This is a genomic window from Streptomyces sp. NPDC050743 (assembly GCF_044456925.1).
Taxonomy (GTDB): Bacteria; Actinomycetota; Actinomycetes; order Streptomycetales; family Streptomycetaceae; genus Streptomyces.
The window spans coordinates 15673-41887 of record NZ_JBITGJ010000032.1; the positions used below are offsets into that span (position 1 = coordinate 15673).

Annotated in this window: 23 protein-coding genes and 1 pseudogene; 15 read left to right on the forward strand and 9 right to left on the reverse strand. The window is 72.3% G+C overall.

The features are described 5' to 3' along the window. The first annotated feature begins 153 nt into the window (after positions 1–153). Positions 154–2271, forward strand: coding sequence for a SpoIIE family protein phosphatase (locus tag ACIBJF_RS27300; protein ID WP_399177557.1), 2118 nt, complete (start codon positions 154–156; stop codon positions 2269–2271). Positions 2272–2326: 55 nt separating this feature from the next. Here the strand turns inward: ACIBJF_RS27300 and ACIBJF_RS27305 are convergent, their stop codons facing one another. Both ACIBJF_RS27305 and ACIBJF_RS27310 read right to left on the reverse strand, forming a co-directional pair. Further along, complete coding sequence (locus ACIBJF_RS27305; protein ID WP_399177559.1) at positions 2327–3355, reverse strand: LacI family DNA-binding transcriptional regulator; 1029 nt, start codon at positions 3353–3355, stop codon at positions 2327–2329. A gap of 236 nt (positions 3356–3591) precedes the next feature. After that, positions 3592–4176 (reverse strand): helix-turn-helix domain-containing protein, encoded by a 585-nt coding sequence (locus ACIBJF_RS27310; RefSeq protein ID WP_399177561.1) that lies wholly within the window; start codon positions 4174–4176, stop codon positions 3592–3594. A gap of 120 nt (positions 4177–4296) precedes the next feature. Here ACIBJF_RS27310 and ACIBJF_RS27315 point away from each other — a divergent pair, with 120 nt between their 5' ends. Genes ACIBJF_RS27315 through ACIBJF_RS27325 form a run of 3 tightly spaced genes read left to right on the forward strand, consistent with a single transcriptional unit; the run spans position 4297 to position 6600 of the window. Beyond that, the gene (locus ACIBJF_RS27315; protein ID WP_399177563.1) at positions 4297–5133 is read left to right on the forward strand and encodes an EamA family transporter; all 837 of its coding nucleotides are present in this window, start codon (positions 4297–4299) and stop codon (positions 5131–5133) included. Positions 5134–5192: 59 nt separating this feature from the next. Next, on the forward strand, positions 5193–5840 hold the full coding sequence (locus ACIBJF_RS27320; protein ID WP_399177565.1) for an FMN-binding negative transcriptional regulator: 648 nt from the start codon (positions 5193–5195) through the stop codon (positions 5838–5840). A gap of 52 nt (positions 5841–5892) precedes the next feature. Next, complete coding sequence (locus ACIBJF_RS27325; protein WP_399177567.1) at positions 5893–6600, forward strand: B3/4 domain-containing protein; 708 nt, start codon at positions 5893–5895, stop codon at positions 6598–6600. 36 nt (positions 6601–6636) lie between these two features. Here ACIBJF_RS27325 and lpdA read toward each other — a convergent pair whose 3' ends face one another. Further along, positions 6637–8049 (reverse strand): dihydrolipoyl dehydrogenase, encoded by a 1413-nt coding sequence (lpdA, locus tag ACIBJF_RS27330; RefSeq protein ID WP_399177668.1) that lies wholly within the window; start codon positions 8047–8049, stop codon positions 6637–6639. 182 nt (positions 8050–8231) lie between these two features. Here lpdA and ACIBJF_RS27335 point away from each other — a divergent pair, with 182 nt between their 5' ends. Further along, a complete protein-coding gene (locus ACIBJF_RS27335; protein ID WP_399177569.1) occupies positions 8232–9101 on the forward strand; it encodes a helix-turn-helix domain-containing protein in 870 nt (289 codons plus the stop codon). Positions 9102–9125: 24 nt separating this feature from the next. Here the strand turns inward: ACIBJF_RS27335 and ACIBJF_RS27340 are convergent, their stop codons facing one another. From ACIBJF_RS27340 to ACIBJF_RS27360, 5 genes are read right to left on the reverse strand one after another with little or no spacing between them, the layout of a single operon-like run. Continuing rightward, positions 9126–10316 carry a thiolase family protein gene (locus ACIBJF_RS27340; protein ID WP_399177571.1) on the reverse strand — a complete coding sequence of 397 codons (1191 nt, stop codon included), beginning with the start codon at positions 10314–10316 and terminating at the stop codon, positions 9126–9128. Next, positions 10313–10957 carry a CoA transferase subunit B gene (locus ACIBJF_RS27345; protein ID WP_399177573.1) on the reverse strand — a complete coding sequence of 215 codons (645 nt, stop codon included), beginning with the start codon at positions 10955–10957 and terminating at the stop codon, positions 10313–10315. Before ACIBJF_RS27345 ends, ACIBJF_RS27340 begins: the two co-directional genes overlap by 4 nt. Then, positions 10954–11712, reverse strand: coding sequence for a CoA transferase subunit A (locus ACIBJF_RS27350; protein WP_399177575.1), 759 nt, complete (start codon positions 11710–11712; stop codon positions 10954–10956). Before ACIBJF_RS27350 ends, ACIBJF_RS27345 begins: the two co-directional genes overlap by 4 nt. Positions 11713–11743: 31 nt before the next feature. Next, complete coding sequence (locus tag ACIBJF_RS27355) at positions 11744–13516, reverse strand: FAD-dependent oxidoreductase (RefSeq protein ID WP_399177577.1); 1773 nt, start codon at positions 13514–13516, stop codon at positions 11744–11746. A gap of 17 nt (positions 13517–13533) precedes the next feature. Beyond that, on the reverse strand, positions 13534–15462 hold the full coding sequence (locus tag ACIBJF_RS27360) for a maleylacetate reductase and hydroxyquinol 1,2-dioxygenase domain-containing protein (RefSeq protein ID WP_399177578.1): 1929 nt from the start codon (positions 15460–15462) through the stop codon (positions 13534–13536). A gap of 344 nt (positions 15463–15806) precedes the next feature. Here ACIBJF_RS27360 and ACIBJF_RS27365 point away from each other — a divergent pair. The 10 genes and pseudogenes from ACIBJF_RS27365 to ACIBJF_RS27410 all read left to right on the forward strand — a co-directional run. Next, positions 15807–16230 (forward strand): annotated as a pseudogene (locus ACIBJF_RS27365) (response regulator); the annotation flags it as partial. A gap of 109 nt (positions 16231–16339) precedes the next feature. Continuing rightward, complete coding sequence (locus tag ACIBJF_RS27370) at positions 16340–16699, forward strand: zinc ribbon domain-containing protein YjdM (RefSeq protein ID WP_399177580.1); 360 nt, start codon at positions 16340–16342, stop codon at positions 16697–16699. A gap of 164 nt (positions 16700–16863) precedes the next feature. After that, complete coding sequence (locus tag ACIBJF_RS27375; protein ID WP_399177581.1) at positions 16864–17205, forward strand: ArsR/SmtB family transcription factor; 342 nt, start codon at positions 16864–16866, stop codon at positions 17203–17205. Then, complete coding sequence (locus ACIBJF_RS27380; RefSeq protein WP_399177583.1) at positions 17202–18950, forward strand: SulP family inorganic anion transporter; 1749 nt, start codon at positions 17202–17204, stop codon at positions 18948–18950. The genes ACIBJF_RS27375 and ACIBJF_RS27380 overlap by 4 nt, the downstream gene beginning before the upstream one ends. After that, complete coding sequence (locus ACIBJF_RS27385; protein ID WP_399177585.1) at positions 18947–19354, forward strand: pyridoxamine 5'-phosphate oxidase family protein; 408 nt, start codon at positions 18947–18949, stop codon at positions 19352–19354. The genes ACIBJF_RS27380 and ACIBJF_RS27385 overlap by 4 nt, the downstream gene beginning before the upstream one ends. Further along, a complete protein-coding gene (locus ACIBJF_RS27390) occupies positions 19354–19779 on the forward strand; it encodes an ATP-binding protein (protein ID WP_399177588.1) in 426 nt (141 codons plus the stop codon). The genes ACIBJF_RS27385 and ACIBJF_RS27390 overlap by 1 nt, the downstream gene beginning before the upstream one ends. A 47-nt stretch (positions 19780–19826) precedes the next feature. Then, on the forward strand, positions 19827–20240 hold the full coding sequence (locus tag ACIBJF_RS27395; RefSeq protein WP_399177591.1) for an anti-sigma factor antagonist: 414 nt from the start codon (positions 19827–19829) through the stop codon (positions 20238–20240). Between the two features lie 203 nt (positions 20241–20443). Continuing rightward, a complete protein-coding gene (locus ACIBJF_RS27400) occupies positions 20444–20794 on the forward strand; it encodes an ArsR/SmtB family transcription factor (protein ID WP_399177592.1) in 351 nt (116 codons plus the stop codon). A gap of 329 nt (positions 20795–21123) precedes the next feature. Further along, complete coding sequence (gene ctaD / locus ACIBJF_RS27405; RefSeq protein ID WP_399177594.1) at positions 21124–22833, forward strand: cytochrome c oxidase subunit I; 1710 nt, start codon at positions 21124–21126, stop codon at positions 22831–22833. A 2-nt stretch (positions 22834–22835) separates the two neighbouring features. Next, positions 22836–23261 carry a hypothetical protein gene (locus ACIBJF_RS27410; protein WP_399177596.1) on the forward strand — a complete coding sequence of 142 codons (426 nt, stop codon included), beginning with the start codon at positions 22836–22838 and terminating at the stop codon, positions 23259–23261. Positions 23262–23303: 42 nt separating this feature from the next. Here ACIBJF_RS27410 and ACIBJF_RS27415 read toward each other — a convergent pair whose 3' ends face one another. Then, positions 23304–26075 carry an AAA family ATPase gene (locus ACIBJF_RS27415; RefSeq protein WP_399177670.1) on the reverse strand — a complete coding sequence of 924 codons (2772 nt, stop codon included), beginning with the start codon at positions 26073–26075 and terminating at the stop codon, positions 23304–23306. Positions 26076–26215: the final 140 nt, after the last annotated feature.

The window sequence follows — 26215 nt, forward strand, 5'->3', positions numbered from 1 at the left end:
CGTGGTCGGCGACGGCGTGCCGATCGTCGTCCGGGGGCGTACCGTCCCCATAGGAGGGGGCGGGTGCAGCCGGCGTGCCAACCCGTGCTGCCCGGTCGGAGGCCCCTCCGCGCGACGTTCGAGGAGTCGCGGCTGCCAGGCTGGAGGCGCTTTGTGACCAGTGCTGGTGCTGGGGCAGCGGACGCGGAGGCGCTTGATGCCGCGTTCGCCGACGCCGTGCGCCGGACGGGCGCGGCCATCGGCGGCCTTTACCTCCTCACCCCCGACGAAGAACAGCTGTTCCTGGACGTGCTGTACGGGGCGCCGCTGGAGTTCGCGGCGCCGTGGGTGAGGGTTCCGCTGACCGCTCCGGCGCCGGTGGCCGACGCGGTCCGTGAGGATCACCTGGTGTGGGTGGCCCCGGAGGAGACGGCCTGCCGCTATCCGCGCACCGCGATGGCGCTGCCGTACCCGCTCGCGATCGCCGCCGCGCCGGTCGCCGGTGTGCGCCGGTGGGGAGCCCTGCTGCTGATGTGGCCCGCCACCCGTCCGGCGCACATGACCCAGCGGGAGCGCGGACACATCATGTCCAGCTGCGGACGGCTGGCCAGGCTGCTCGAGGAGGGCGTCGCCCACGGACGGTTTCCGGCCCCTCGTGACGTCCCGCGCACCCTCTCCGCCGGAGCGGCCCGTCCGGCCGGGGGTCCCCCTCTGGCCGCCGCGGACTTCGTCGAGCGACTGCCGGGCGGCAGCTGCGCCCTGGATCTGGAGGGGCACTTCACCTACCTGAGCTCGGGTGCCTGTGAGCTGCTGGGCCGGGGCGCCGACGAACTGCTGGGCACGCTGCCGTGGCAGTCCCTGCGCTGGCTGGACGATCCGACGTACGAGGACCGCTACCGCGCTGCGGTCATCAGCCGGGAGCCCGTCGTCTTCACGGCGTGCTGTCCGCCGGACCGCTGGCTGGACTTCCATCTGTATCCGGACGCCAGCGGCATCAGCGTCCGTATCGTGCGCAGCGGGGTGGAGCGCCCCTCCACCCCGGCGCGCGCCCGTACGGCGCGCACCGACGCACCGGCCCGGGCGGGCCGCATCTACCAGATGATGCACCTCGCCGCGGGGTTGACGGAGGTGGTCGGTGTCCAGGACGTCATCGACCTCGTCGCCGACCAGGTCATGCCCGCCTTCGGCGCGCAGGGACTGGTTCTGTCCGCCGCCGACGCCGGGCGGCTGCGGATCACCGGACACCGAGGGTACGACGCCGACAGCATCGAACGCCTCGACGGACTGCCCCTCGACACCACCTTCACCCCGGCCGGGCAGGCCCTCGCCCGGGGCATCCCCGCCTTCTTCTCCCACCCCGAGGAACTGCGGCGCGTCTATCCCGAGTCCTCGGTGATCAGCGGCAAACAGGCCTGGGCCTTCCTGCCGTTGATCGTCTCCGGCAGGCCCGTCGGCTGCTGCATCCTGTCCTACGACCGGCCCCACGAGTTCACGGCCGAGGACCGTGCCGTCCTGACCTCGCTTGCCGGCCTCGTCGGCCAGGCCCTGGACCGCGCCCGTCTCTACGACGCCAAGCACGACCTCGCCCACAACCTCCAGCAGGCGCTGCTCCCGCCGGCTCTTCCCGCCGTCTCCGGCCTGCGGACCGCCGCCCGCTATCTGCCCGCCACCCGGGGCATGGACATCGGCGGAGACTTCTACGACCTCATCACGCTCAGTGCAACGGCCGTCGCGGCCGTCATCGGCGACGTCGAGGGGCACGACGCGGCCGCGGCCGCCCTCATGGGGCAGGTCCGCACCGCCGTCCACGCCCACTCCACCCTCGGCACCCCGGACCGGGTGCTCGCCGCTACCAACCGGCTCCTCACGGATCTCGCTCCCGACCTGTTCACCAGCTGCCTGTACGCCCGTCTCGACTTCGCCGTCGGCAGCATGACCCTGGCCAGCGCCGGACATCCGCCACCGATCATGCGCCTGCCCGGCGGCGGCACGCGGCCCCTGGAGGTGTCTCCCGGGCCCCTCCTCGGCATCTGCGCGGACGCCGCCTTCCCCGTGACCGAGGTTCCCCTCGCCCCCGGGCTGATGCTCACCTGCTACACCGACGGCCTGATCGAAGTGCCGGGAGTCGACCTCGACGACTCCATCGCCGCCCTCACCCGCCATCTCGCCCAGGCGGACGACAGGGACCTGGAGGCACTCATCGACACCCTGGTCGGAGCAACCGGCACCCGGCGGCAGCGCACCGACGACCTCGCCCTGCTCGTACTGCACTTCCTGGGGCACGAGCCGTGATGTCCGTTCGGCGCGTCGGTCATGCCGGGCATGGCCGTGTGGCAGCCGATGTCTCTCAGGTCGACTCCCGCACCACCAGTCGGCACGGCACCGTGTGCATCCCGGGCGTCGCCTCCGCGTCGATCGCCTCCAGCAGACGCAGCGCGGCGATCCGCCCGATCTCGGCGAGGTTCATGTCGATCGTGGTGAGCGGAGGGCGGCTGGCCAGCGCCATCGTGTCCCAGTTGTCGTAGCCGACGACGGCGATCTCGCCGGGGACGTCCACACCGCGTTCGCGCAGGGTGTCGGCCACGCCCCGGGCGATCTGGTCGTTGCCGCAGAAGAACGCGTCGGTGTCCGGGGCCGTGCGCAGCACCGCGTCGGCGGCGCGACGGCCCCAGACCTCGCTCCACTCGCCGAAGTGGACGCGGCCCGTCGACAGGCCGAGTTCGGCGGCCTCCAGGTGCTCCACGGCGTGGCGGGCGCGGTCGCGGGCGGCGGCGTGGTGCTCAGGGCCTGTGACGTGGGCGATGCGGGTACGGCCGGTGGCCAGGAGGTGCTCCATCGCCAGCCGGGCTCCACCCCGGTCGTCGGAGACCACCGATGTGTCCGCGGGGTCGGTGGAGGGGGACAGCGCGTAGACCACCGGGGTCGACTCCAGGCCCGTGACACCGGTCAACGGGGCACGCGCGTCCGTGCGGCGGCCGGTGACGATGATGCCGTCCACCCGGCGGTCCAGCAGGTTGCGCAGATGGTGCTGTTCCCGGATCGCGTCGCCACGGGTGTCGCACAGGAACACGGAGATCTTCCCGGCGCCGAGCGCGTCCTCGGCGCCGAGCAGCACGGGCGTGCTGAACCGGCCGATGCCGTCGGTCGTCACCAGGCCGACCGTCCACCTGCGGCCGGTGTGCAGGCTCTGCGCCTGCTGGTTGGGGCGGAAGCCGAGCGCCGCCACCGCGTCCAGGACCCGCTGCCGGGTCTCGGGACGCATCCGGCCACCACCGCTGAGCGTCTTGGACGCCGTGCCCACACTGACGCCCGCCAGCGCGGCGACATCGGCGAGCCGGGCCCGGCCGGCGGGAGGAGAGCCAGGATCGAGGGTCACGAGCAAACCTTTTCTTGGGTGGTGTCGTCGGCCCTCATCCCGACAGCCGACGGCGCCCAGTGCCAGCAGCGGGCAACACGAAAGAGGTCCTGCCGCGCCTGCGGACCATGCCAGGTCACCGCTGTCTGTCCGCACAGCGAGAAAACGGTTGCCCACATCTGCCCCACACGTGCACCGGCACCGTGGGCGGCGAGCCCGTCGCAGTCATCGCCATCGGGGTGTCGGCCGGGGTGTGCTCACACGGTCGTGGCCGGGCCGGGTGGCAGATGGACCGTCATGATCAGGTGGCAGGTCCCGGTGCCCGCGCCGCGGTAGGTGTGCGGGGTGTCGCCGTCGAACGTGGCGGTCTGGCCGGCTTCGACGGTGTGTTCCGCGCCGTCGACGATCAGGGCCATGCGGCCTGAGGTGACGCTGACGGTCTCCACGACGCCGGCCTGGTGGGGGTGGCTGGGGTACTCCTCGCCCGGTTCCAGACGCCAGCGCCAGACCTCGACCGGGGCCGGGCCGGAGGTCGTGAGCATGAGACGGGCCTCGCCGCCGTGTTCTCCGGTCCACAGGGGCGCGACGGCGTCGCTGGACACGACGCGGACGCGGCCTTCGGGCGGCCCCTGCATCAGCGCGGACACCGAGATGCCGAGGGTGTCGGCCAGCCGGACCAGGGTGGCCAGGTTGGGGTTGCCCTGGGCCTTCTCCAGTCCCACGAGGGCACCCTTGCTGACCTGGGCGCGCCTGCTGAGCTCGTCCAGGGACAGGCCCGCGCGCATGCGGGCCGCCCGGACGTTGTGCGCGACCGACCGCAGGGCGGCGGCTGTCTCGGCCACCTGATCACCATCCTTACCTAGGCCTTGAGTACTGAAATGTACTGCACGGTCGTTCTGTTGACATGGAATGGTCGGTTCGTTGTACCGTGTGGTCGTTCCATTGAGTGCAAGGGATGTGCTGTGATCGCTCTGCTGCTGGCCCTGGGCAGCTCACTCGCGTACGGATGCGCCGACTTCCTCGGCGGCCTCGGCGCCCGCAAGGCCCATGTGCTGCGCACCGTGCTGGTCGCGGCCCCGGCCAGTCTCGCGGCCGAGCTGCTGCTGTGGCCGCTGCTCGGCGCCTCGTTCAGCTCCGGGACCCTCGCCTGGGGCGCCGCGTCCGGGGTCGCCTCGGCCGCAGCGTTCGCCCTGCTCTACCGCACCCTGGCGATCGGCCCGATGAACGTCCTGTCGCCGGTGACCGCGCTGGTCTCCGCCGCGCTGCCCGTCACCGTCGGGCTGCTGCAGGGCGAGCGCCTGACCGTCGCCGGGTTGGTGGGCCTGCCGCTCGCGCTGCTCGCGGTGGTGCTGGTCAGCGCCGGACACGGCGCGGGCGCGGCCCGCCCCTCCCGTACGGCGCTCCTGCTGGCCTTCGGCGCGGGCGCCGCCATCGCCCTCCAGCTGATCTTCCTGCACCAGGCGCCGTCCGACAGCGGCGTGGCCCCGCTGATCACCGGCCGGGCCGTCTCCTCGGCGGTCACGCTGGCCGCGGCCGGGCTGCTGCGCCGCAGGCTGGGGCCGCAGCGCCCGGCATACGCGATGTCGGCGGCCGCCGGCGTGCTGGACTCGGTGGCCAACCTGCTCTTCCTGCTCGCCGCCCGCAGCGGGGACCTGACCGTCGTCGCCGTGATCACCGCTCTCTACCCGGCCGGCACGGTCCTGCTCGCCCGCGGCGTACTCGCCGAACGCATCCACCGCGGCCAGCTCGTCGGCCTCGGCACCGCCGCCGTGGCCGTCAGCCTCCTGGCCCTGACCTGAGCCCCGACCCGAGCAACCGCGCAGCCCCGCCGCATTCGCGGGCACGCAAGGAGATCCGCATGTTCATCCACCCCTGGGACGCAGGCCTCGACGAAGCCGAGTGGCAGAGCTGGATCGCCGAAGGGCACGCTTTCGGCCAGCTGAGCGTCAACGGCCTGCCCGGCCACCCGCCCGTCGTCGTCCCCACCCACTTCACCAGCCACGGCACCCACCTCCTGATCCACCTCGCCCGGCCCAACCCGGTCTGGCAGACGATCGAGCACGACCCGAACGTCACCTTCACCGTCATCGGCGACTACGCCTTCATCCCCGGCCCCTGGCGCGCCAAGCCCGGCACCCCGCCCACCGACGGCGTGCCCACCAGCTACTATGCGGCCGTCCAGTTCATCTGCCGCGCCCACATCGTCGACGACCCCGAGGCGAAGGCCGATCTGCTGCGCCGTCAGCTGGCCCACTTCCAGCCCGACGGCGACCACGCCCCCGTCGCCGCGGACCAGCCGCCGTACGGCCGGATGCTGTCCGGCATCCGCGGCCTGCGTCTGGAAGTCACGGATGTGCGGGCCAAGTTCAAGTACGACGACCACAAACCGGTCGAGCACCGCACCGCCGTCGCCGAGCGCCTCACCGAGCGCGGCCAGGGCCTGGACATACCGGCCGCGCGCCGGCAGCTCCGCCGCCTGGACAGCATCGGCCCCTGGCAGCCCTGACCTCCGCTACCCCACGCCCGAACGCTCGCCCGCAGGAAACGGAAACCCGCCCATGCCCGCCTTCCGCATCGCCCCCGCCGTCGCAGAAGCCTTCCCCGGCACCCTCATCGCCCTGGTCGTCGCCACCGGCGTGCGCGGCCGCGAGCCCTGGCCCCACACCGCCACCGCGGTGCAGGACCTGGAGCAGCGACTCGCCGACGGCACCTGGCGGCCCGCCGACGACACCGACCCCCGCATCGAGGCCTGGCACACCGCCTACCGCTCCTTCGGCACCAACCCCCGCCGTATCCGCCCCAGCGTCGACGCGCTCGGCCGCCGCCTCGCCAAGAAGGGCAGCCTGCCGCGCATCAACCCGGCCGTCGACTCCTACAACTCCGTCTCCGTACGCCACGGTCTGCCCGCCGGCGCCTTCGATCTGGCCCACGTCACCGCCGATGTGGACATCCGCCACGCGGACGGCACCGAGTCCTTCACCCCGCTCGGCGAACCCGGCGCCGTCGAGCATCCCAAGCCGGGCGAGGTCGTCTACGCCGACGCCGCCGGCGTCCTCACCCGCCACTGGAACCACCGCGACGCCCACCGCACCCGCGTCACCGAGGACTCCGCACACGTCGCGTTCGTCCTCGAAACCCTCCGCGCGGACCGCGACGGCGACCTCCTCAAGGTCGCGGCCGACGAGTTGCAGCGTCTGCTCGCCCCGCACGCCGACCAGACCGCCGTGCACTACCTCAGCCCGGCCCAACCCCAGGCCGCTGCCTGAGACCTCGGCGCGGAAGGGGTGGAGCGCCGGCGTGCGTCACAGGTTGATCATGTGCCCAGCCAGGCCGTGGACCGCCTCCTGGATCGCCTCGCCGAGCGTCGGGTGGGCGTGCACGTTGCGGGCGATCTCGTGGACGGTGAGGTCCCACTGCTGGGCCAGGGTCAGCTCGGGCAGCAGCTCGGTGACGTCCGGGCCGATGAGGTGCCCGCCGACCAGCTCGCCGTACTTCGCGTCGCTGATCAGCTTCACGAAGCCGGTGGCGTCGCCGAGGCCGTGCGCCTTGGCGTTCGCGGTGAACGGGAACTTGGCCACCTTGACGTCGTAGCCCAGCTCGCGTGCCTGGGCCTCGGTGTAGCCGAAGCTGGCGATCTGCGGCTGGCAGAAGGTGGCCCGCGGGATCATCGCGTAGTCCAGCTCCATGGTCTCCGCGTCCGCGAGCGTCTCGGCGGCGATCACGCCCATCGCCTCGGCCGCGTGCGCGAGCATCAGCTTCGCGGTGACGTCCCCGATGGCGTAGACGTGTGGCACGTTCGTACGGCAGCGGCCGTCGACGTCGATCGCGCCGCGCTCGGAGACCTGCACGCCGGTGTTCTCCAGGCCGTAGCCGCTCACGTTGGGGGCGAAGCCGAGCGCCTGGAGGACCTTGTCAGCCTCGAGGATCTGCTGGGAACCGTCCTTGCCGGTGACCGTGACCCGGACCCGGGGGCCCGATTCGTCGATGGAGTCGACGCGGGTGGAGGTGAGCGCGTCGATGCCCAGCCTGCGGTACTGCTTGGCGAGCTCGGCGGAGACCTCGGCGTCCTCCAGCGGGGCGAGGCGGTCCAGGAACTCGACGATCGTGACCTTCACCCCGTAGCTGTGCAGGATGTAGGCGAACTCGACGCCGATCGCCCCGGCGCCCGCGATGATGATCGACTGCGGCAGGTCCTCGGCGAGGATCTGTTCCTCGAAGGTGACCACGCGGGAGGTGCGCCGGGTGCCGGGCAGCAGCTTGGGTGTGGCGCCGGTGGCGATGACGCAGTGGTCGAATCCGATGGTGCGCGTGTCGCCGTCGGAGCCGGACACCTGGAGGGTGTGCGGGTCGAGGAACGTGCCGTGACCGTCGATCTCGGTGATCTTGTTCTTCTTCATCAGGTAGTGCACGCCCTTGACCCGGCCGTCGGCGACCTTGCGGCTGCGGCGGAACGCCTCGCCGTAGTCGAAGGACACCTGTCCGTCGACCCGGATGCCGAAGGTCTTCGCCTCGCGGGTGACGATGTGCGCGAGCTCGGCGTTGCGCAACAGGGCCTTGGTCGGGATGCAGCCCACGTTCAGACAGATGCCGCCCCAGTACTTCCGCTCGACGACGGCGACGCGTTTGCCCAGCTGGGCGGCGCGGATCGCGGCCACATAGCCACCGGGGCCGGCACCGAGTACCACCACGTCGAAGCGGTCGGCCTGCTGGTCCACCATCGATGCCTCCTGCAGAGGGACGCGTTCGGGCTCCGGCCAGAGTTCCCCGTTCGACGCCGGCGGCAAACAGGAGGGTCCTCCCGGCGGTGGTGGACTTCACCCGCGCGATCGGGACGCTTCTCGATGACCGGCTCCTGGTTTACCCTTCAACCACATGGGTGCCGTGAGGAGGTCGCACCATGACGGAACTCGGCCTGGCCGACACGGTCGGCATCCTGCGGCAGCCCGGCGTGCGGACCCGACACAGCAGCTCAGGGCTTGGATGGGACCGGCTGTATCTCTCCGCGCAGCGGGAGCAGCCCTACCGCGCGGCCTTCGATCCGGCCCCCACCCACCTGCTGATCCTGCACCTCAGCGGCCCCGTCACGGTACGGCGGGGGCAGGGGCCGGACAGGCGGTCGCGGGCGATCCCGGCCGGTGGACTCTTCCTGCAGCCGGCCGGCCGGCGTCTCGCCGTCGAACTCGGCGGACGGCTGGACACGATCCACGCCTACCTCACGGACGACGCCCTGCGCGACGCGAACGGCGGGCGGCCCGTGGAACTGACCGAGGAGCTCGGGACCAGCGACCCACTCGCCGAACAGCTCATGCTCGCGCTGGAGAACACGGTCCGCTCCTGGGAGCCGTCGGCCCGCACGTACACCGACCAGCTGACCGGAATGCTCGCCGCGCAGCTCGTACGCCGCCACGGTGTCCACGCGGACGCACCTCCGCCCGACCGGTCCGCACTGTCCGACCGGCAGCTCGCCGCAGTCCGCGACCTCATGGACGAGCGCCTGGCCGAACCGCTGCCGATCGCCGACCTCGCCGCCTCGGCCTCCCTGAGCCCGAGCCAGTTCACCCGGAGGTTCCGCGCGAGCACCGGCCAGTCGCCCCACCAGTTCCTGCTCAGGCTGCGCCTGGAGGCCGCGTCCCGACTGCTGCGCACCACCTCCACGCCGATCGCGGAGGTGGCCGCCGCCTGCGGCTTCTCCCACCAGGAGCACCTCACCCGGGTGATGCGCGCCAGGCTGGGCACCACCCCGGCCGCGCTGCGCCGGTCCGGCTGAGGCCAGGCCCCTCGCGGCCTCCCCTCAGCGCTCCAGTACCAGGGCCAGCGCCTGGCCCACCCCGATGCACAGCGCCGCCAGGCCCGTGCCGCTGCCCGCCGCGGCCAGCTGGTGCGCGACCGCTCCGGTGATACGGGCGCCCGACGCGCCCAGCGGGTGGCCGATGGCGATGGCGCCGCCGCGCGGGTTGACCACCTCGGGGTCGAGTTCCGGCAGCGCGGCCAGGCAGGCCAGCGCCTGGGCCGCGTAGGCCTCGTTCAGCTCGACCGTGTGCAGATCGCCGGGAGCGACCGCCGCCTTGGCGAGCACCTTGCGGATGGCGTCGACCGGCCCGAGCCCGAAGTACTGCGGCTCGATGCCCGTCACCGCCGCCGCCCGGACCCGGGCCAGCGGCTCGCGCCCGATCGCCGCGAGCCCCTCCTCGTCGGCGAGCAGCAGTGCGGCCGCCCCGTCGTTGAGCGGCGAGGCGTTGCCCGCCGTGATCGTGCCGTCCGCGACGAAGGCCGGCCTGAGCCGGGCGAGCGCCTCCAGGGAGGTGTCGTCCCGGATGCCCTCGTCACGGGGCAGGTCCACGCCCTCGACGGGGACGACCTCTCCCGCGTACCGGCCCTCGCGCCAGGCGCGGGCGGCGTTGCGGTGGCTGGCCAGGGCGAACGCGTCCTGTGCGTCCCGGGTGACGGCGTACTTGGCGCCGACGAGCTCCGCGCTCTCGCCGAGCGGGATCGTCCACTCCGCCGGCATCCGCGGGTTCACCATCCGCCAGCCGAGCGTGGTCGAGTACAGCTGCTGGTCCTTCGCCGGGAAGGCCCGCTCCGGCTTCGGCAGCACCCAGGGCGCGCGGCTCATGGACTCCACACCGCCCGCCACCGCGATCGACGCGTCGCCGAGCGCGATGGCGCGGGCCGCCTGGATGACGGCCTCCATCCCGGATCCGCACAGCCGGTTGACCGTGGCGCCGGGCACGCTGACCGGGAGTCCGGCGAGCAGGACGGCCATGCGGGCCACATCGCGGTTGTCCTCGCCCGCGCCGTTGGCGTTGCCGAGCAGCACGTCGTCGATCCGCGCGGGGTCCAGGCCGGGGCTGCGGCCGACCAGGGCGCGCAGCACACCGGCGGCCAGGTCGTCCGGGCGCACGCCCGCCAGGGCACCGCCGTAGCGGCCGAACGGGGTACGGACGGCGTCGACGACGTACACGTCACGCGGTCGCTCGATCATCGGTTGCTCCCAACAGGACTGACGAGGAAGGGCGTAAGGGCGGTGATCTGATCGGCCGTCACGCCCGGTGCGGTCTCGATGAGTTCGAGCCCGTCGGGAGTGACGTCCAGGACGCACAGATCGGTGATGATCCGGTCCACGCAGGCGCGGCCCGTCAGCGGCAGCGTGCACTCCTGGACGATCTTGGAGTTGCCGTCCTTCGTCAGGTGCTCCATGAGCACGACGACCCGGCCGGCGCCGTGCACGAGGTCCATCGCACCGCCCATCCCCTTGATCATCTTTCCGGGGACCGCCCAGTTGGCGAGGTCGCCGCGGACCGAGACCTGCAGCGCGCCCAGGATGGCGGTGTCGATGTGCCCGCCGCGGATCATGCCGAAGGAGAGCGAGGAGTCGAAGAAGGACGCCCCCGGCCGTACGGTCACCGTCTCCTTGCCCGCGTTGATGAGGTCGGCGTCGACCTCGTCGGGCGACGGGTACGGCCCGACGCCGAGCAGTCCGTTCTCCGAGTGCAGGACGACATCGACACCCGGTGGCAGGAAGTCGGCCACTCGCGTGGGCAGTCCGATGCCCAGGTTCACGTAGTCGCCGTCCCGCAGCTCGCTCGCGGCGCGCGCCGCCATCTCGTCCCTGCTCCAGCTCATCGCTCGCGCACCGTCCTCTTCTCGATTCCCTTGTCGGCCGCCTGCTCGGGGCTCAGCGCCACGACGCGCTGCACGAACACCCCCGGCAGATGGATCTCGTCGGGGCCGAGCACGCCCGGCTCGACCAGCTCCTCCACCTCGGCGACGGTGATGCGCCCGGCCATGGCCGCCAGCGGGTTGAAGTTGCGGGCCGCGCGCCGGAAGACGAGGTTGCCGTGGCGGTCCCCGCGCGCCGCCCTGACCAGGGCGTAGTCCGTGGTGATGGCGTGTTCCAGGATGTGGTCCACGCCGTCGAAGGTCCGCGCCTCCTTGGGCGGCGAGGCCACGGCGACCGAACCGTCCGGGGCGTAGCGCCACGGCAGTCCGCCCTCGGCGACCTGGGTGCCGACGCCAGCCGGGGTGTAGAAGGCCGGGATGCCCGCGCCGCCCGCGCGCAGCCGCTCGGCGAGCGTGCCCTGCGGCGTCAGTTCGACCTCCAGCTCGCCCGCGAGGTACTGGCGGGCGAACTCCTTGTTCTCGCCGATGTACGAGCCCGTGACCCGGGCGATGCGGCCGGCGGCCAGCAGGACGCCGAGGCCGCGGCCGTCGACGCCGCAGTTGTTCGACACGACCGTCAGGCCGCTCGCCCCGCTCTCGTACAGGGCGCCGATGAGCACCTCGGGGACGCCGCTCAGCCCGAAGCCGCCGACGGCGAACGACCGTCCGTCCGTCACGTCCGCCAGGGCCTCCTCGGCCGTGGCCATCACCTTGTCCATCCCGGTCTCTTCCGTTCTCTTCCGTTCAGCCCTACCGGGCCAGCACCCGGCGCAGCGCGCCGAGCAGCTCGTCCTGGGCCGACTGCGCGGTCTCGGGGGCGGTGGCGCGGCGCCAGGCGACGTGTCCGTCCGGGCGCACCAGCAGCACACCGTCCTCGGCGATCTCGCTGACGCGGCTCCATTCGCCGTACGGGTCACGGGAGTTGTCGGCACCGATGCGCACCACCCGCAGCGGGACGCCGAGTTCTGTCCGGCACGCGGTCGCGGCCGAGTCCCAGACGCCACCCGACAGGCCGGTCAGCACGGTGAAGGTGCCGTCGCCGACGACGTCCAGCGTGGACAGGCGCTCGCCCTGCTCGTCGACGAGCCACGCGTGCGGCAGTTTCGCGCCGGGCCGGGTGGTCGGCTGGGCCACCAACTCCCGGTCCTCTGCCCAGACTTCGTCGGGCCCGTCGTCGGGAAGCACCGCCGAGGAGACGTAACGCTGGTTCATCTCGACGCCGTGCGCGTTGAACTCGTAGTTCTTGAGCTGGATCGCCTCTTCGAGCAGGCGCCGCTTCTTGGCGCCCTCGGGTGTCGGCGCGGATATCGCGTCGAGCCCCTCGGCGATCGCCGCGTGGTCGGCGCCGCCACCGATGCCGAGCACCTCGAAGATCGGGCCGAACTGGTCGCGGCTGAGGTTGGCCCGCTCGACGATCTGCCGCCCGACGGGGGCCCGTTCGGCGGAGTAGGTCTCCAGCAGTTCGGGGCCGGCCTCGCCGCGGATCACCATGGCGAGCTTCCAGGCGAGGTTGTACGCGTCCTGGACGGACGTGTTGGAGCCGAGCCCGTTGGACGGCGGGTGCCGGTGCACCGCGTCGCCCGCACAGAAGACCCTCCCCGACGAAAACGCCGAGGCGTAGCTGTGGTTGACGGTCCACAGCGAGGTCGACGTGATCTCCACCGGCAGGTCGGGATCACCGATGAGGTCGCGCACGATCTGCCGCGCCGACTCCGCGTCCACCTCCGGCGGCGGCTGCTCGATGTCGTACCCCCACACCAGCAGCCACTCGTTCCACGGGCGGACCATGCGGACCAGGCCCATGCCGATGCCGCCGGTCTCCGCCCCGGGCTGCAGCACCCAGTACAGGACACTCGGCCGGTGCGCGCAGTACCGGGTGAGGTCGGCCTTGAAGACGATGTTCATGCTGCCGGCCTTGGCCATTTGGCCCTCGAAGGGGAGGCCGAGCTGCTCGGCGACCGCGCTGCGCCCGCCGTCCGCGCCGATCAGATAGCGGGCCCGTACGGTGAACTCGTCGCCGCGGACCCGGTCGCGCAGCAGCGCGGTGACGCCGTTCTCGTCCTGGGTGAAGCTGAGGAACTCGGTGTCGAAGCGCACCTTGGCGCCGCGGGCCGCCGCGTTGTTCACCAGGATCGGTTCCAGGTAGGTCTGCGGCAGGTCGATCATCTCGCAGGGGCTCTTCACCGCGTATTCGCTGGCCGTCGCCGGGCCCGTGCCCCAGCTGCGGATGCGGCCGATCTCGTGCCCGCTCAGCGCGGTGCACAGCACCGTGTCGCCCATGAGGTGGGAGGGGCTGCCTACGGCCAGCGCCTCCGCTTCCACCCCGAGGTCGCGCAGGACCTCCATGGTGCGCTGGTTGGTGATGTGCGCACGCGGGGTGTTCGCCAGCCAGCCGTACTTCGTCACCAGCAGGGTGCGGATGCCGTAGGTGGCCAGCAGCAGCGCGGCGGAACCGCCGGCGGGGCCGCTGCCGACGACGAGGACGTCGGTGTCGTACGTGTCGTGCGCTTCGGTCGTGGTCATGGGTGGGCGCTCCTCGGTCATCCGGCCAGTGGGGCGAGACGGAAGGTGTATTCGAGCTGGCGCCACTCACCGTCGACCTGGCGGCCGTCGGGGGTGGGGCCGGTCTGCGGCGCGAAGTCGACGATGAGCTCGTCCTTGACGCCGAAGACGGTGTCGCTGTCCATGTAGGCGCCGCCCGACACGAACAGCTGTGTGATGAGCCGGCGGTGGCCTGGCGCGTCGAACATGAAGTGCAGGTGGGGCGCGCGGTAGGGGTGGCGCCCGATCGCGTCGAGCATCTGCCCGACCGGTCCGTCCCCTGGGATCGGGTACTCCGAGGGCAGGATGGACCAGAACGTGATCCGCCCCTCGGCGTCGGTGCGCAGCCGGCCGCGCAGCACCGGCCCTTCCAGCTCGGGGAGTTGGACGTCGTAGAAGCCGTCCTTGTTGGACTGCCACACATCCACGATCGCGCCCTTGATCGGCTCACCGTCGGTGTCCGTGACCCGCGCGTCCACCCAGAGCGGGATGCCGGGCAGTCCTCCGGAGATGTCCCCGTCGTTGGCGGTCTCGGGCGGGCCCTCCACATAGAAGGGACCGAGCACTGCCGACGGAGTGGTGTTGGGCGTACGGGAGTTGGTGAGCAGATCCACGGCGCTGGAGACGCCGAGGGTGTCCGACAGCAGCACGAACTCCTGGCGGGTCGGGCTGCAGATCTGGCCGGTGCGGGTGAGGAAGTCGACGGCGTACTGCCACTCGCCCTCAGTGACGTCGTTGGTGGCGACGAAGGTGTGCAGATGCCGGACCAGGTCGCTCAGCAAGGTGCGGACGCGCGGGTCAGAAGCCTGCGCGAAGCTCGCCACGACGCGTTCGGTGAGACCGGCCAGCTGGGCCTCCGTGGAGGGGGGACCCTCCGGGCGGTGTCCGTGCCAGGCGCCGGCCAGCAGTTCCTCGATGCCCTCGCCGGTCAGCTCGCGCGGGTTCGGGTACGGCGTCGACGTGGCCAGCTCGGTCGCGCGGGCCAGGCCGGACTCCGGCATGCCGAGGTCGCGCAGCGAGGTGGGGCCGCCCAGGGAGGCGACCAGGTCGTACACGCCGCTGGGGGCGTCGGGCACGCCGAGCGCGTCGGCGATGCGGCGCATCACGTCGGGCACCGCGGGCGCGTTGTAGGCCATGGCGTGCGGCAGGACGACGGTGTGCGTCTCGGCGTGCGGCAGGTCGAAGCTGCCGCCGAGGGTGTGGCACAGCTTGTGGTGCAGGCCCATACCGACGGTGGCGAGGCAGGTCCCGGCGAGCCAGGCCGCGTGCAGCAGGTCGGCACGCGCGTCCAGATCGGCCGGGTCGGCGGCGAGTCGGGGGAGCGCCCGGGCGATGCGGGAGATCGCGTCGAGGGCCTGCTGGTCGGTAACGGGGTTCGCGTCGGCGGAGTACAGAGCCTCGACCGCGTGGGCGAGCGCGTTGACGCCGCTCGTGACCGACATGGACAGCGGCAGGGTGAGGGTGAAGTCGACGTCGTAGATCACCGTCTCGGGCAGGATCTCAGGCGACGACTGCGTGACCTTGCGCCCGTCCCGGGTCTCGCCGAGCACAGGGGTCACCTCGGAGCCGGCGTAGGTGGTCGGCAGGATCACCTGCGGCAGTCCCGTACGCAGGGCCAGCGCCTTCGACAGCCCCGTGGTCGAACCACCACCGACGGCGACCACGCAGTCCGCCGAGGACTCCCTGAGCACCTCGAGAGCCCGCTCGGTCACCTCCACCGGCGTGTGCATGGCCGCGCCGTCGAACTCCGCCGCCAGCAGGCCGCCGAGCGCCTGGCGGACCCGTGCGGAGGCCGCCGCGAGGGGCCCGCTGGACAGCAGCAGCACCCGGGAGCAGCCGAGCCGCCCGACCTCCTCGCCGAGTCGGCCGACCGTGCCGGCACCGAAGACCACCCGCGCCGGGTGGGATGTATAGACGAACGTCCGCATGGAACTCTGCCTCCGCGTGTCATCCGGTCCCGTCGGTTCCTTGAGCCACCGAGTATGCGAATGACGTCCGCGTGAACTCCTGCACGATCCGCGCGCTCCCCTGCACGAAACACGCGTGCGCGTCGGGAAGGCGGCCACGGACCGCCGGCCGTCGGCAGGGGTGACCCAGGGCTGTCCGGCCCCCGGAGCCGGGCCGCGCGGCCTTCGCCGCCTGGGCGGACCGCGGCGGCGCGGTCCCGGCCCTGCGGGAGACGGTGCGGGAAAGAGGGCCGAACGGCCCTGGCACTGCGTCCCGGCGGTGAGGACGATCGCGGCGGGAACGCCGGTCCCAGCCACGAGCGGACATCGGCACGGAACGCGGAAACGAGGAGCAACCGAGGGCGGACGGCGAGCAGGGCAGCCCGATCCGGGTCTTCCTGCTGGACGACCACGAGGTGGTGCGGCGCGGCGTGCGCGACCTGCTGGACGACGAGCCGGACATCAGCGTGGTCGGCGAGGCCCGCACGGTGGAGCAGGCCTTGGCCCGTGTCCCCGCGCTGCGCCCGCAGGTGGCCGTGCTCGACGTCCGCCTGCCCGACGGCGACGGCGTGACCCTGCCGGGAACTGCGCTCCCGGATGCCCGAGCTGACCTGCCTGATGCTGACCTCCAAGCTGGCGGCCCGGCTGCGCGGCGGTCAGCGGCAGGAGCGGGAGCCGGACGGTCTGCCGGGCCTGACCGGCCGGGAGCGGGAGATCCTCGCCCTGATCGGCGAAGGGCTCACCAACCGGCACCGGCGCAAGCAGGACGGGCACTGAATTCCGGAGCGGTCGGTCTGGTACCAGAGGGGGCGGTTCTCGCCGGCTCGGGGCGGATGCCGCGGCCGGATACGCTGGCCGGATGAACGAGAATCTTCCTCCCTGTCCGAAGTGCTCCTGTGAGTACACCTATGAGATGAACTCCCTTGTGGTCTGCCCGGAGTGCGGCCACGAATGGGTTCCCGCACAGAGCGGGGCAGAAGGCGGGGACGCCGCCGGGGAGCGGGTCGTCAGGGACTCCGTCGGCAACGTGCTGCAGGACGGCGACTCCGTGGTCGTCGTGAAGGCGCTCAAGGTGAAGGGGAGCCCCTCCGGGATCAAGGCCGGAACGAAGGTGCGCAACATCCGGCTGGTCGACGGGGTGGACGGGCACGACATCGACTGCAGGATCGAGGGCTTCGGGGCGATGCAGCTCAAGTCCAGCGTGGTCAAGAAGGCCTGATCGCTCCCGCCCTGCCGGACCAGGGCGGCATCGGAGCACCCTGATGCGGAATTGCAAAATTTCGCAATTGGTTAGATGCTGAGTTGGCTGTGCCTGCAGGTAGCCGCGGGCACAGCCGTTCGCGTCCGCCCCCGGGTGGGGGTCCGAGGGGAAGCCGAGGGGTCGTGTCCGTTCCGCTGTACCAGGCCAAGGCCGAGTTCTTCCGCATGCTCGGTCACCCCGTGCGCATCCGGGTGCTGGAGCTCCTGCAGGACGGGCCGAAGCCGGTGCGGGACCTGCTCGCCGAGATAGAGGTGGAGCCGTCCGCCCTGTCGCAGCAGCTGGCGGTCCTGCGCCGCTCCGGCATCGTCACCGCCACCCGGGAGGGCTCCACGGTCGTCTACGAGCTGGCCGGCGGAGACGTCGCGGACCTGATGAAGGCCGCGCGTCGAATCCTGACCGAGATGCTGGCAGGGCGGAACGAGCTGCTGGCCGAACTCCGGGAAGCGCAGGGCACCGCGCGATGACCTCCGGCACCAACCGGGCCCGGACCCGGATCCTCTCGCTGCTGCCCTCCGGCGCCGATCTCGACCAGATACGACGCGACCCGCGCCGGGACCTGCTGGCCGGACTGACCGTGGCGATCGTGGCGCTGCCACTCGCGCTGGGATTCGGAGTCTCCTCCGGGCTGGGCGCGGAAGCGGGACTGGCGACCGCGGTGGTCGCCGGCGCGCTCGCCGCCGTCTTCGGCGGTTCGAACCTCCAGGTGTCGGGGCCGACCGGCGCGATGACGGTCGTACTCGTGCCGATCGTCGGCAGGTACGGCCCGACCGGCGTGCTCACCGTCGGCGTGATGGCCGGCGTGATGCTCGTCGCGCTCGCCGCGCTGCGCGCCGGCAAGTACATGCAGTACGTGCCCGCGCCCGTCGTCGAGGGCTTCACGCTCGGCATCGCCTGCGTGATCGGACTCCAGCAGATCCCGAACGCCCTGGGCGTGCCCAAGCCGGACGGCGACCGCGTCCTGGTCGTCACCTGGCGGGCGGTCGAGGAGTTCGCGAAGGCCCCCGACTGGACCGCCCTCGCCTTCGCGGTCGGCGTGGCCGTGGTCATGCTGGCGGGCGGCCGGTGGCGGCCGACGGTCCCCTTCTCCATCGTCGCGGTGGTCGCCGCGACGATCGTGGCCCAGGCGGCCGGGCTGGACGCGGCGCAACCGATCGGCGCGCTGCCCGCGGGGCTGCCCGTGCCCTCGCTGTCCTTCCTCGACGTGGGGTCCCTCGGCACCCTGCTGGCCCCGGCCGTCGCGGTCGCGGCCCTGGCCGCGCTGGAGTCGCTGCTGTCGGCATCGGTCGCCGACGGCATGACCGTGGGACAGAAGCACGACCCGGACCGCGAGCTGTTCGGCCAGGGCCTGGCCAACATCGCCGCCCCGCTGTTCGGCGGCGTCCCGGCGACCGGCGCGATCGCCCGCACCGCCGTCAACGTCCGCACCGGCGCGAGCTCCCGGCTCGCCGCGCTCACGCACGCCGCCGTCCTCGCGGTGATCGTCTTCGCCGCCGCGCCCCTCGTGTCGAAGATCCCTCTCGCCGCCCTCGCCGGTGTCCTGCTGGCCACGGCCATCCGCATGGTGGAGGTCGGCTCACTGCGGGCGATGGCGAAGGCGACCCGCTCGGACGCGGTGATACTCGTGCTGACCGCCGTCGCGACGCTCGCCCTGGACCTCGTCTACGCCGTGATCATCGGCCTGGTCGTCGCGGGCGCCCTCGCCCTGCGCGCGGTGGCCCAACAGGCCCGCCTCGACCAGGTGCCGCTCGACCAGGGCGACCACAGCGCCGAGGAACACGCCCTGCTCGCCGAGCACATCGTCGCCTACCGCATCGACGGGCCGCTGTTCTTCGCCGCCGCCCACCGCTTCCTGCTGGAGCTGACCGAGGTGGCGGACGTCCGGGTGGTGATCCTGCGCATGTCCCGCGTGTCGACCATGGACGCGACCGGTGCGCTGGTCCTCAAGGACGCGGTCGAGAAGCTGAACCGGCGCGGCATCCTCGTCCTCGCCTCCGGCATTCGCCCCGGCCAGCGCCAGGTCCTCGACTCCGTCGGTGCACTGCGGCTGCTGCGCCGCGAGGGCGGGGAGTACGCCACCACGCCCGAGGCGATCCGTGCCGCCCGCGACCACCTGGAGAACGCCGGAGTCCTGCCCGCCATCCCCGCTCCCGGGACCGGTCGCACGCCCGGCCCCCAGTCCGACCCCAAGTCCGAGGAAGCCGTCCGATGAGCACGTCTCCCGCCCCGCTGCGCATGCTCGAACTGTCCGGCGCCGAGGCGTTGTGGCTGCTGGAGGGCGGCAGCCTGGGACGCCTGGTGTACGTACTGCGGGAGCAGACCGTCGTCCGCCCGGCCCGGCACGTGTTCCAGTACGGCCGGCTGGTCGTACGAACCCCTGCCCCGAGCGCGACGGTGCCCGCGACCGCGATGTACCACGTGGACGAGATCCAGGAAGCGACCGGTACGGGCTGGACCGCGACCGTGGCCGGCCCCGCCGAGGTGATCACGGATCGCGACGAGATCGCCCACTACCGGCGCACGCTGGCCGGCTGGGTCCACGGCCCGCACGACACGGTCCTGCGCATCCACCCCAAAAACGTCACCGGGTTCCGTCTGGCCCGCGCGGAGGTCTGATGTCGACGCAGCTGGAAGTCCTGCCGTACCGGCACGTACTCACGGTGCCCAGCGAACCGTCCGCTGTCCGGCTGGCCCGTCAGACCGCGGAGCTGGCCCTGGTGGAGTGGGGAATCGGACTGCGACACCCCACGGTGGACCCGGCCCTGCTGATCCTCAGCGAGCTCGTCACCAACGGCGTCCGGCACGCGGCCGCCCTCTCCCCGCAGCTCACGGTGATCTACGCGGCGGGCAGGGACTGCCTGGCCTTCGCCGTCCACGACCGCCATCCCTACCAGCCGCCGTTGCACGGATCAGTGGCGAGCGGGCGTACGGGCGGTCTCGCCACGGTCATGGAACTCGTCACCGGCCTGAGCGGCACCGCAGTCGTCCGCAGGGACGCCGACGGCGGCGGCAAGAGCATATGGATCACCCTGCCCCTCTGATCCCTACGAGCGCCCGACCGGCCACCTGCACAAGGAAGTTCACCACCATGACCATCGACTGGCGGTACACGGCCGAGGAGCACCGCGGCATCCTGTCCGTCGCCGGATGTCTGAACCCGGATGCCGTCCGGCGCTTCAACGGCGCCATCGGCTGGGCCGTCGCCCGCGGTACCGGCCCGGTGATCGTCGACCTGACCCGGCTGCGCGGCTGGTCGGCCGAGGGTCAACTGGCCATCGCCGATGCCGCCCGCCGCCTCGCGGGGGCGGGCCGGGGCCTGGAACTGGCCGCCATCCCCGCCGACGGATCCCTCGTCCCGGACGGGGACTGCCCGCCCATCCCGGTTCACGCGGACCTGGCCACGGCACTCGCCGCGCACGGAGCGGAGTCCGCGGAGCGGGTGGACGGGCGCCATGTGTGGCGTACGACGGGCCGGCCGGCGGGAGACCGACTGGGGGAGTGACCCGAGCCCCCATGGATGACGTCATGCCTGTGCCGCGCCGTGGTCGCCGCTGGGTTCGGCGGCCCGGCTCCTCGGTGGGCGGCTTGGGTCCGGCCGGTTGCGCAGGCGAGGATGGGCCGCATGTGTGTGACGAGTGGGTGGATGCGATGCGCCGGGGCCCGGCCGGCGGGACCGTACTGTGGTGTCGAGAAGGAGACGGCTCGATGAGTACGCCGCTGTACCAACTGAAGGCCGAGTTCTTCAAGACGCTCGGTCACCCGGCTCGCATCCGTGTCCTTGAGCTGCTGAGCGAGCGCGAGCACGCGGTCGCCGAGATGCTGCCCGAGGTGGGCATCGAGCCCGCGCACCTGTCCCAGCAGTTGGCCGTCCTGCGGCGCGCGAACCTGGTCAAGACACGGAAGGAGGGCTCGGCCGTGTACTACTCCCTGACCAGCCCCCACGTCGCCGAGCTTCTCCGGGTCGCCCGCACCATCCTCTCCGGTGTGCTGGCCGGTCAGGCAGAACTGCTCGCCGACCTCAAGGCCGCCCAGTCACACGGTGAGCCGCGGTCGTAGCGACGGCCACCGCAATGGGCGGCGCGGGTGGACTCCAGCCGCGGCCGCCTGGTGGCCGGGCCCCGGCAGCCTTGCCGGACACGCCGAGCGCGGGACGGCTGGATCGTGTCGTAAGCGGCCCCGGGCGGCTGCGCCCGGCGCGGCCCGAAGAGGGCCATTGGGCCCCCGGCGACGACTGATCCGGGGCTGTTCGGCCCTATCCGGCCCCGGTACCTCTCCGACGATCATGAGGCGGCGGCCGGGAAGGCCGGCCCCACACCCGCATACCCGCACCAGTGGCCCCTTCCCGGTTCGCGGTTTTCCGTGACAGCAGGGGAGGACGTCGTCCGGTGGACGAGACGCAGGTACAGCAGGTGAGGTCGGCACGGCCGAGGGACGCGGCGGCGGTATCCGTGGCCGTCGGGACAGCCGGGCGAACGGAACAGGCGGCGAGCGGACGGCCGTCGTGGGCGGAGTGGCTGACGACCACCGACCACAAGAAGATCGGGACGATGTACCTGGTCACCGCGTTCGCCTTCTTCATCGTCGGCGGTGTGATGGCCCTGCTGATGCGCGCCGAGCTGGCCCGGCCGGGCCTGCAGATCGTGTCGAACGAGCAGTTCAACCAGGCCTTCACCATGCACGGCTCGATCATGCTGCTGATGTTCGCGATGCCGCTGTTCACCGGCTTCGCCAACTGGATCATGCCGCTCCAGATCGGCGCGCCCGACGTGGCGTTCCCGCGCCTGAACATGCTGGCCTACTGGCTCTTCCTGTTCGGCTCGTCGATCGCGGCCTTCGGGTTCCTGACCCCGGGAGGTGCCGCGGACTTCGGCTGGTTCCTGTACGCCCCGCTGTCCGACGCCGTCCACTCGCCGGGCCTCGGCGCCGACCTGTGGATCATGGGTGTGGCGCTGTCCGGCTTCGGCTCGATCCTGGGCGCGGTCAACTTCATCACCACGATCGTCTGCATGCGGGCGCCGGGCATGACCATGTTCCGGATGCCGATCTTCACCTGGAACGTGCTGCTGACCGCGGTGCTGGTCCTGATCGTCTTCCCGGTCCTGGCGGCCGCGCTGTTCGCCCTCGAGATGGACCGCAAGTTCGGCGCCCACGTCTTCGACGCGGCCAACGGCGGGGCCCTGCTGTGGCAGCACCTCTTCTGGTTCTTCGGCCATCCCGAGGTGTACATCCTGGCGCTGCCGTTCTTCGGCATCGTCTCCGAGGTCATCCCGGTCTTCGCCCGCAAGCCCATGTTCGGCTACATGGGACTGATCGCGGCGACGATCGCGATCGCAGGCCTGTCGGTGACGGTGTGGGCGCACCACATGTACGTCACGGGCGGCGTCCTGCTGCCGTTCTTCTCCTTCATGACCTTCCTGATCGCGGTGCCGACCGGGGTGAAGTTCTTCAACTGGATCGGCACGATGTGGAAGGGCTCGCTGTCCTTCGAGACACCGATGCTGTGGACCACGGGTTTCCTGATCACCTTCCTCTTCGGCGGACTGACCGGAGTGATCCTGGCCTCGCCGCCGATGGACTTCCACCTCTCCGACTCGTACTTCGTCGTCGCGCACTTCCACTACACGGTCTTCGGTACGGTCGTGTACGCGATGTTCGCCGGATTCCACTTCTGGTGGCCCAAGTTCACCGGCAAGATGCTCGACGAGCGCCTGGGCAAGATCACGTTCTGGACGCTCACGGTCGGCTTCCACACCACGTTCCTGGTCCAGCACTGGCTGGGCGCCGAGGGTATGCCCCGCCGCTACGCCGACTACCTGGCCGCCGACGGCTTCACCGCTCTCAACACCATTTCGACGATCGGTTCGTTCCTGCTCGGCCTGTCGATCCTGCCGTTCTTCTACAACGTCTGGAAGACCGCGAAGTACGGCGAGCCGGTCGAGGCCGACGACCCCTGGGGCTACGGCCGTTCACTGGAGTGGGCGACCTCCTGCCCGCCGCCGCGCCACAACTTCGTCTCGCTGCCTCGGATCCGCAGCGAGTCCCCGGCCTTCGACCTGCACCATCCGGAGATCGCGGCGCTCGAGGCGGCGAAGTAGACATGGCCCGAGCCGTCCTCGCCCTGGGGGTCGCCGCGGTGACCGCGGCCGGGTGCGTCTGGTACCTGCCGGCGCTCGCGGACCTGCGCGCAGGGGCCGACCGGCCCCTCTCGCACCGCCGGGCCGCCGCGGCCTGCCTCAGCGGCTGGACCACGGCAGGGGTGGTCGCCGTACTGCTGCTCGTCTGCGAAGGGTGGTGGACACCCTCCGCCGCGGCCGGGGCCGGCGTTGCCGTCACGCTGGGGTTCCGGGCCGGCGCGGCCGTGCAGCGCCGCCGTGAGACGCGTGAGGCAGCGCACCACTGGGCGGAGTTGCGCGTGGAACGGCAACCACTCGACACCGAACGCGCCCGGCGGGTGGTCGTCGTGCTCATCACCTCGGGTCTGGTCGTCGCCGTGGCCGCGGCTGCCGTCGGGGTGGCCGGGTAGCCGGGCACCGTACGGACGTACGCGCGGTGGCCCGGCATCCCGTCACTGGGCCGGATCCTGCGAAAGGGCGTCGCGGAGTTGGGCTCTGGCGTGGATGCCCAGCTTGGGGAAGATCTTGTGCAGGTGGTAGCCGACGGTGCGGGGGGAGAGGTACAGGCGGGCCGCGATGTCGCGGTTGGTCAGGCCCTGTGCGGCCAGTTCGGCGATCTGGCGTTCCTGTGCGGTGAGTTCGCCCGTCGCACTCGGGGTCGTCGCCGCTGACGCCGGAGCTCCCGCTGCCCGTAGTTCGGCGGCGGTGCGGTCGGCCCAGGGCCGGGCATCGAGCCGTTGGAAGCACTCCAGCGCCGCGTTGAGGTGCGGGCGTGCCTCGGCGCTGCGGCGGCGTCGGCGCAGCCACTCCCCGAAGTCGAGCTGGGTGAGCGCCTTCTCGAAGGGCCAGCAGTCGACGGCGGAGCCGGCGAGGGCGGCACGGAAGTGGTCCTCGGCGTCGTCGGTGTCGCTCAGCAGGGCGGCGGCCCGGTGGAGGACGGCGGCCAGCCGAGGTGACCTGACCGGTTCCAGGCTGTCCTCGACGGCGTCGACCACCGTGCGTGCGTCGTCCCCGCGACCGGCGCGGACCGCCGCGGCGGCCAGATCGCCCAGGTAGTACAGGGAGGCGTGGTAGTGGACGGGAGCGGGGCGGAAATCGCGGGTGAAGGTCGCGCGCAGCTGTTCGTAGGCGTCGGCGTGATCACCGGCGACGAACGCGGCCATGCCCAGGGCGTGCCGGTGCCGGACCTGAAGGCTCAGTGATCTGCGCAGGTCGACGCCCCGTACGGCTTCCATGACCTGTGTGCGTGCGACGGCGTGGTCACCCCGCAGGGCCCGCAGGGTGGCCTGGAGGATGCAGGAGCCCAGGGTCACGTTGTCGGCTCCTGCCTCGGTCGCCATCCAGAACGCGTCGTCCGCCGCGTCCTGGGCCGCCGTCCAGGAACCGCTTTCGAACAGGGCGAGGGCGAGCGCCTGCGTGACGGTCGCGTTCGTGCCCGCGCTGCCGGCGCGGCGTATGACGTCCATGGTCCGGCCGAGTATGCGCACGGCCTGTTCGGTCTCGTCCAAGATCCAGGTCGTGCCGCCGAGCGCCGTGAGGTCCCCCAGCGAGTCCGGTGACATGACGGCCAGCCCGTCCTTCAACAGGCCGAGCAGTCTTGTCCGTTGGCGGTGCGGGTCGATGGCCGCCTGGGACCAGGCGAGGCTGGCGGGGTCGTCCGTTTCGTCGATCAGGGCGCCGATCCGGCGCAGTTCGGTCCGGTGGAACGCCGCCCCGGAGTTGTAGACGGACGTCGCGGCGGTGGCCAGGGTGCCGATCGCCAGGTCTGGCGCCGAGACGGCGGTGGCTTCGGCGACGCCGAGCAACAGCGCCAGCGCCTCGTCGTGGCGGAGCGTGACACCCAGGGCCCATCCGCCCAGGAGGGAGGCCTCGGCACGCAGCCGCGCGTCCTCGGTCAGGCCGCCGACCCGGCCGCTGATCTCGCCGACCCACTGCGGGTGGCCGGCGAACATGGCCGCCTGGGCGGCCATCAGCAGGCGCCGGGCGCGCAGCTCCGGTGCCGGGGTCAGGTCCGCGGCGCGTTCCAGCGCCGCCGCGGCCGCCGCGTACCCACCCCGGGCGCGGGCGCGCTCGGCGCTTTCCGCCAAGCCGCCGGCGACCTCGGCGTCCTGCCCCGTCGCCGCCGCGGCCAGGTGCCAGGCACGGCGGTCCGGTTCCCCGGCGAGAGCGGAGGCCAGCGCGAGATGGGCCTGCCGGCGCTCGGCGAAGGAAGCCGCCTGGTAGACGGCCGAGCGGATCAGCGGGTGGCGGAGCAGCACCTGACCGTCCTCGATCCGGACCAGCCCGACGCGCTCAGCGGGGTCCAGCGCCCGTACGACGTCCAACGACGGGGCGGCGCGCGCCAGGTCGGCCAGGTGTTCCGTCCCCGCGGCGGCGAGCAGGAGCAGTGCCTCGCGCGTGGACTCGGGCAGTCCGGGCAGGTCGGCGGCGAACAGGTTCTCCAGGCGTGCGGTGAGCGGCAGGGCGGTGCCGCCGTCCTGACCGCCGCCGGTACGGCCCCGGGCGAGGGCCCGGGGCAACTCGATCAGGGCAAGCGGATTGCCGGCCGCCTGCTGCAGGATCTGCGTGCGGGCCCTGCCGAGGGGCGGGTTCGGCTGCGCGTCCAGCAGCAGCCCCGCCGCCGCCCGGCTCAGCGGGCCGACGGTCACCTGCGGGAAGTCCCGGTCGAAGCGGGCCGGCACGGACTCCTCGCGGGCGGCGAGCAGCATCACCACCGGCTTGTCCGCCAGGCGCCGGGCGACGAATCCCAGCACGTCCACCGAGCCGAGGTCGAGCCACTGGGCGTCGTCCACCAGCAGGAGCAGCGGCCGGCGTGCGGCGGCGTCGCCGATGAGGGCGAGCACGCCGATGCACAGCGACAGCTGGTCGAGAGAGACCTCGCCCGGAGCCGCCGTCAGCCCGAAGGCGCGGTCGAGGGCCGCTCGCTGCCGGGCGGGCAGCGTGTCGCCGGGCAAGAGCGGGTGCACAAGCTGGTGGATGCCCGAAAGCCCCAGTCCGGCCTCGCCCTCGCTGCCCCGCGCCCGCAAAGTCCGCAGACCGCGGGCCCGGCCCTGATCGGCGGCCCAGTCGACGAGGGTGCTCTTGCCCGCTCCCGGCTCCCCGGTCAGCACCAGCACCTGCGGGCCGGCGCCGTCCACCGCCCCGAGCAGTTCCTCGATCCGGGACAGCTCCGCGGCCCGCCCCAGGATGCCCGGGTCGGCAGGGTAATCGGGACCCACGTGCACCAAGGTGTTCTCCTCCAGCCGGTGATCATGACCCCGGCCATCCTGTCAGGCCGCGACCGACCGCAGGCGCGCAAGCCGTCGTACCGCCGACCGCGCGCGCAGAGCCGCCGCAGAGCCGGCAGCCCGTGGTCCCGGCGCCG

Excerpts from the sequence above, each read along its gene's own strand:
- ACIBJF_RS27320 (WP_399177565.1), top strand. The coding sequence starts at position 5,193 with ATGTTCATCCACCCCTGGGACGCAGGCCTCGACGAAGCCGAGTGGCAG.
- ACIBJF_RS27325 (WP_399177567.1), top strand. The coding sequence starts at position 5,893 with ATGCCCGCCTTCCGCATCGCCCCCGCCGTCGCAGAAGCCTTCCCCGGC.
- ACIBJF_RS27335 (WP_399177569.1), top strand. The coding sequence starts at position 8,232 with ATGACGGAACTCGGCCTGGCCGACACGGTCGGCATCCTGCGGCAGCCC.
- ACIBJF_RS27340 (WP_399177571.1), bottom strand. The coding sequence starts at position 10,316 with ATGATCGAGCGACCGCGTGACGTGTACGTCGTCGACGCCGTCCGTACC.
- ACIBJF_RS27345 (WP_399177573.1), bottom strand. The coding sequence starts at position 10,957 with ATGAGCTGGAGCAGGGACGAGATGGCGGCGCGCGCCGCGAGCGAGCTG.
- ACIBJF_RS27350 (WP_399177575.1), bottom strand. The coding sequence starts at position 11,712 with ATGGACAAGGTGATGGCCACGGCCGAGGAGGCCCTGGCGGACGTGACG.
- ACIBJF_RS27355 (WP_399177577.1), bottom strand. The coding sequence starts at position 13,516 with ATGACCACGACCGAAGCGCACGACACGTACGACACCGACGTCCTCGTC.
- ACIBJF_RS27360 (WP_399177578.1), bottom strand. The coding sequence starts at position 15,462 with ATGCGGACGTTCGTCTATACATCCCACCCGGCGCGGGTGGTCTTCGGT.
- ACIBJF_RS27370 (WP_399177580.1), top strand. The coding sequence starts at position 16,340 with ATGAACGAGAATCTTCCTCCCTGTCCGAAGTGCTCCTGTGAGTACACC.
- ACIBJF_RS27380 (WP_399177583.1), top strand. The coding sequence starts at position 17,202 with ATGACCTCCGGCACCAACCGGGCCCGGACCCGGATCCTCTCGCTGCTG.
- ACIBJF_RS27385 (WP_399177585.1), top strand. The coding sequence starts at position 18,947 with ATGAGCACGTCTCCCGCCCCGCTGCGCATGCTCGAACTGTCCGGCGCC.
- ACIBJF_RS27390 (WP_399177588.1), top strand. The coding sequence starts at position 19,354 with ATGTCGACGCAGCTGGAAGTCCTGCCGTACCGGCACGTACTCACGGTG.
- ACIBJF_RS27395 (WP_399177591.1), top strand. The coding sequence starts at position 19,827 with ATGACCATCGACTGGCGGTACACGGCCGAGGAGCACCGCGGCATCCTG.
- ACIBJF_RS27400 (WP_399177592.1), top strand. The coding sequence starts at position 20,444 with ATGAGTACGCCGCTGTACCAACTGAAGGCCGAGTTCTTCAAGACGCTC.
- ACIBJF_RS27410 (WP_399177596.1), top strand. The coding sequence starts at position 22,836 with ATGGCCCGAGCCGTCCTCGCCCTGGGGGTCGCCGCGGTGACCGCGGCC.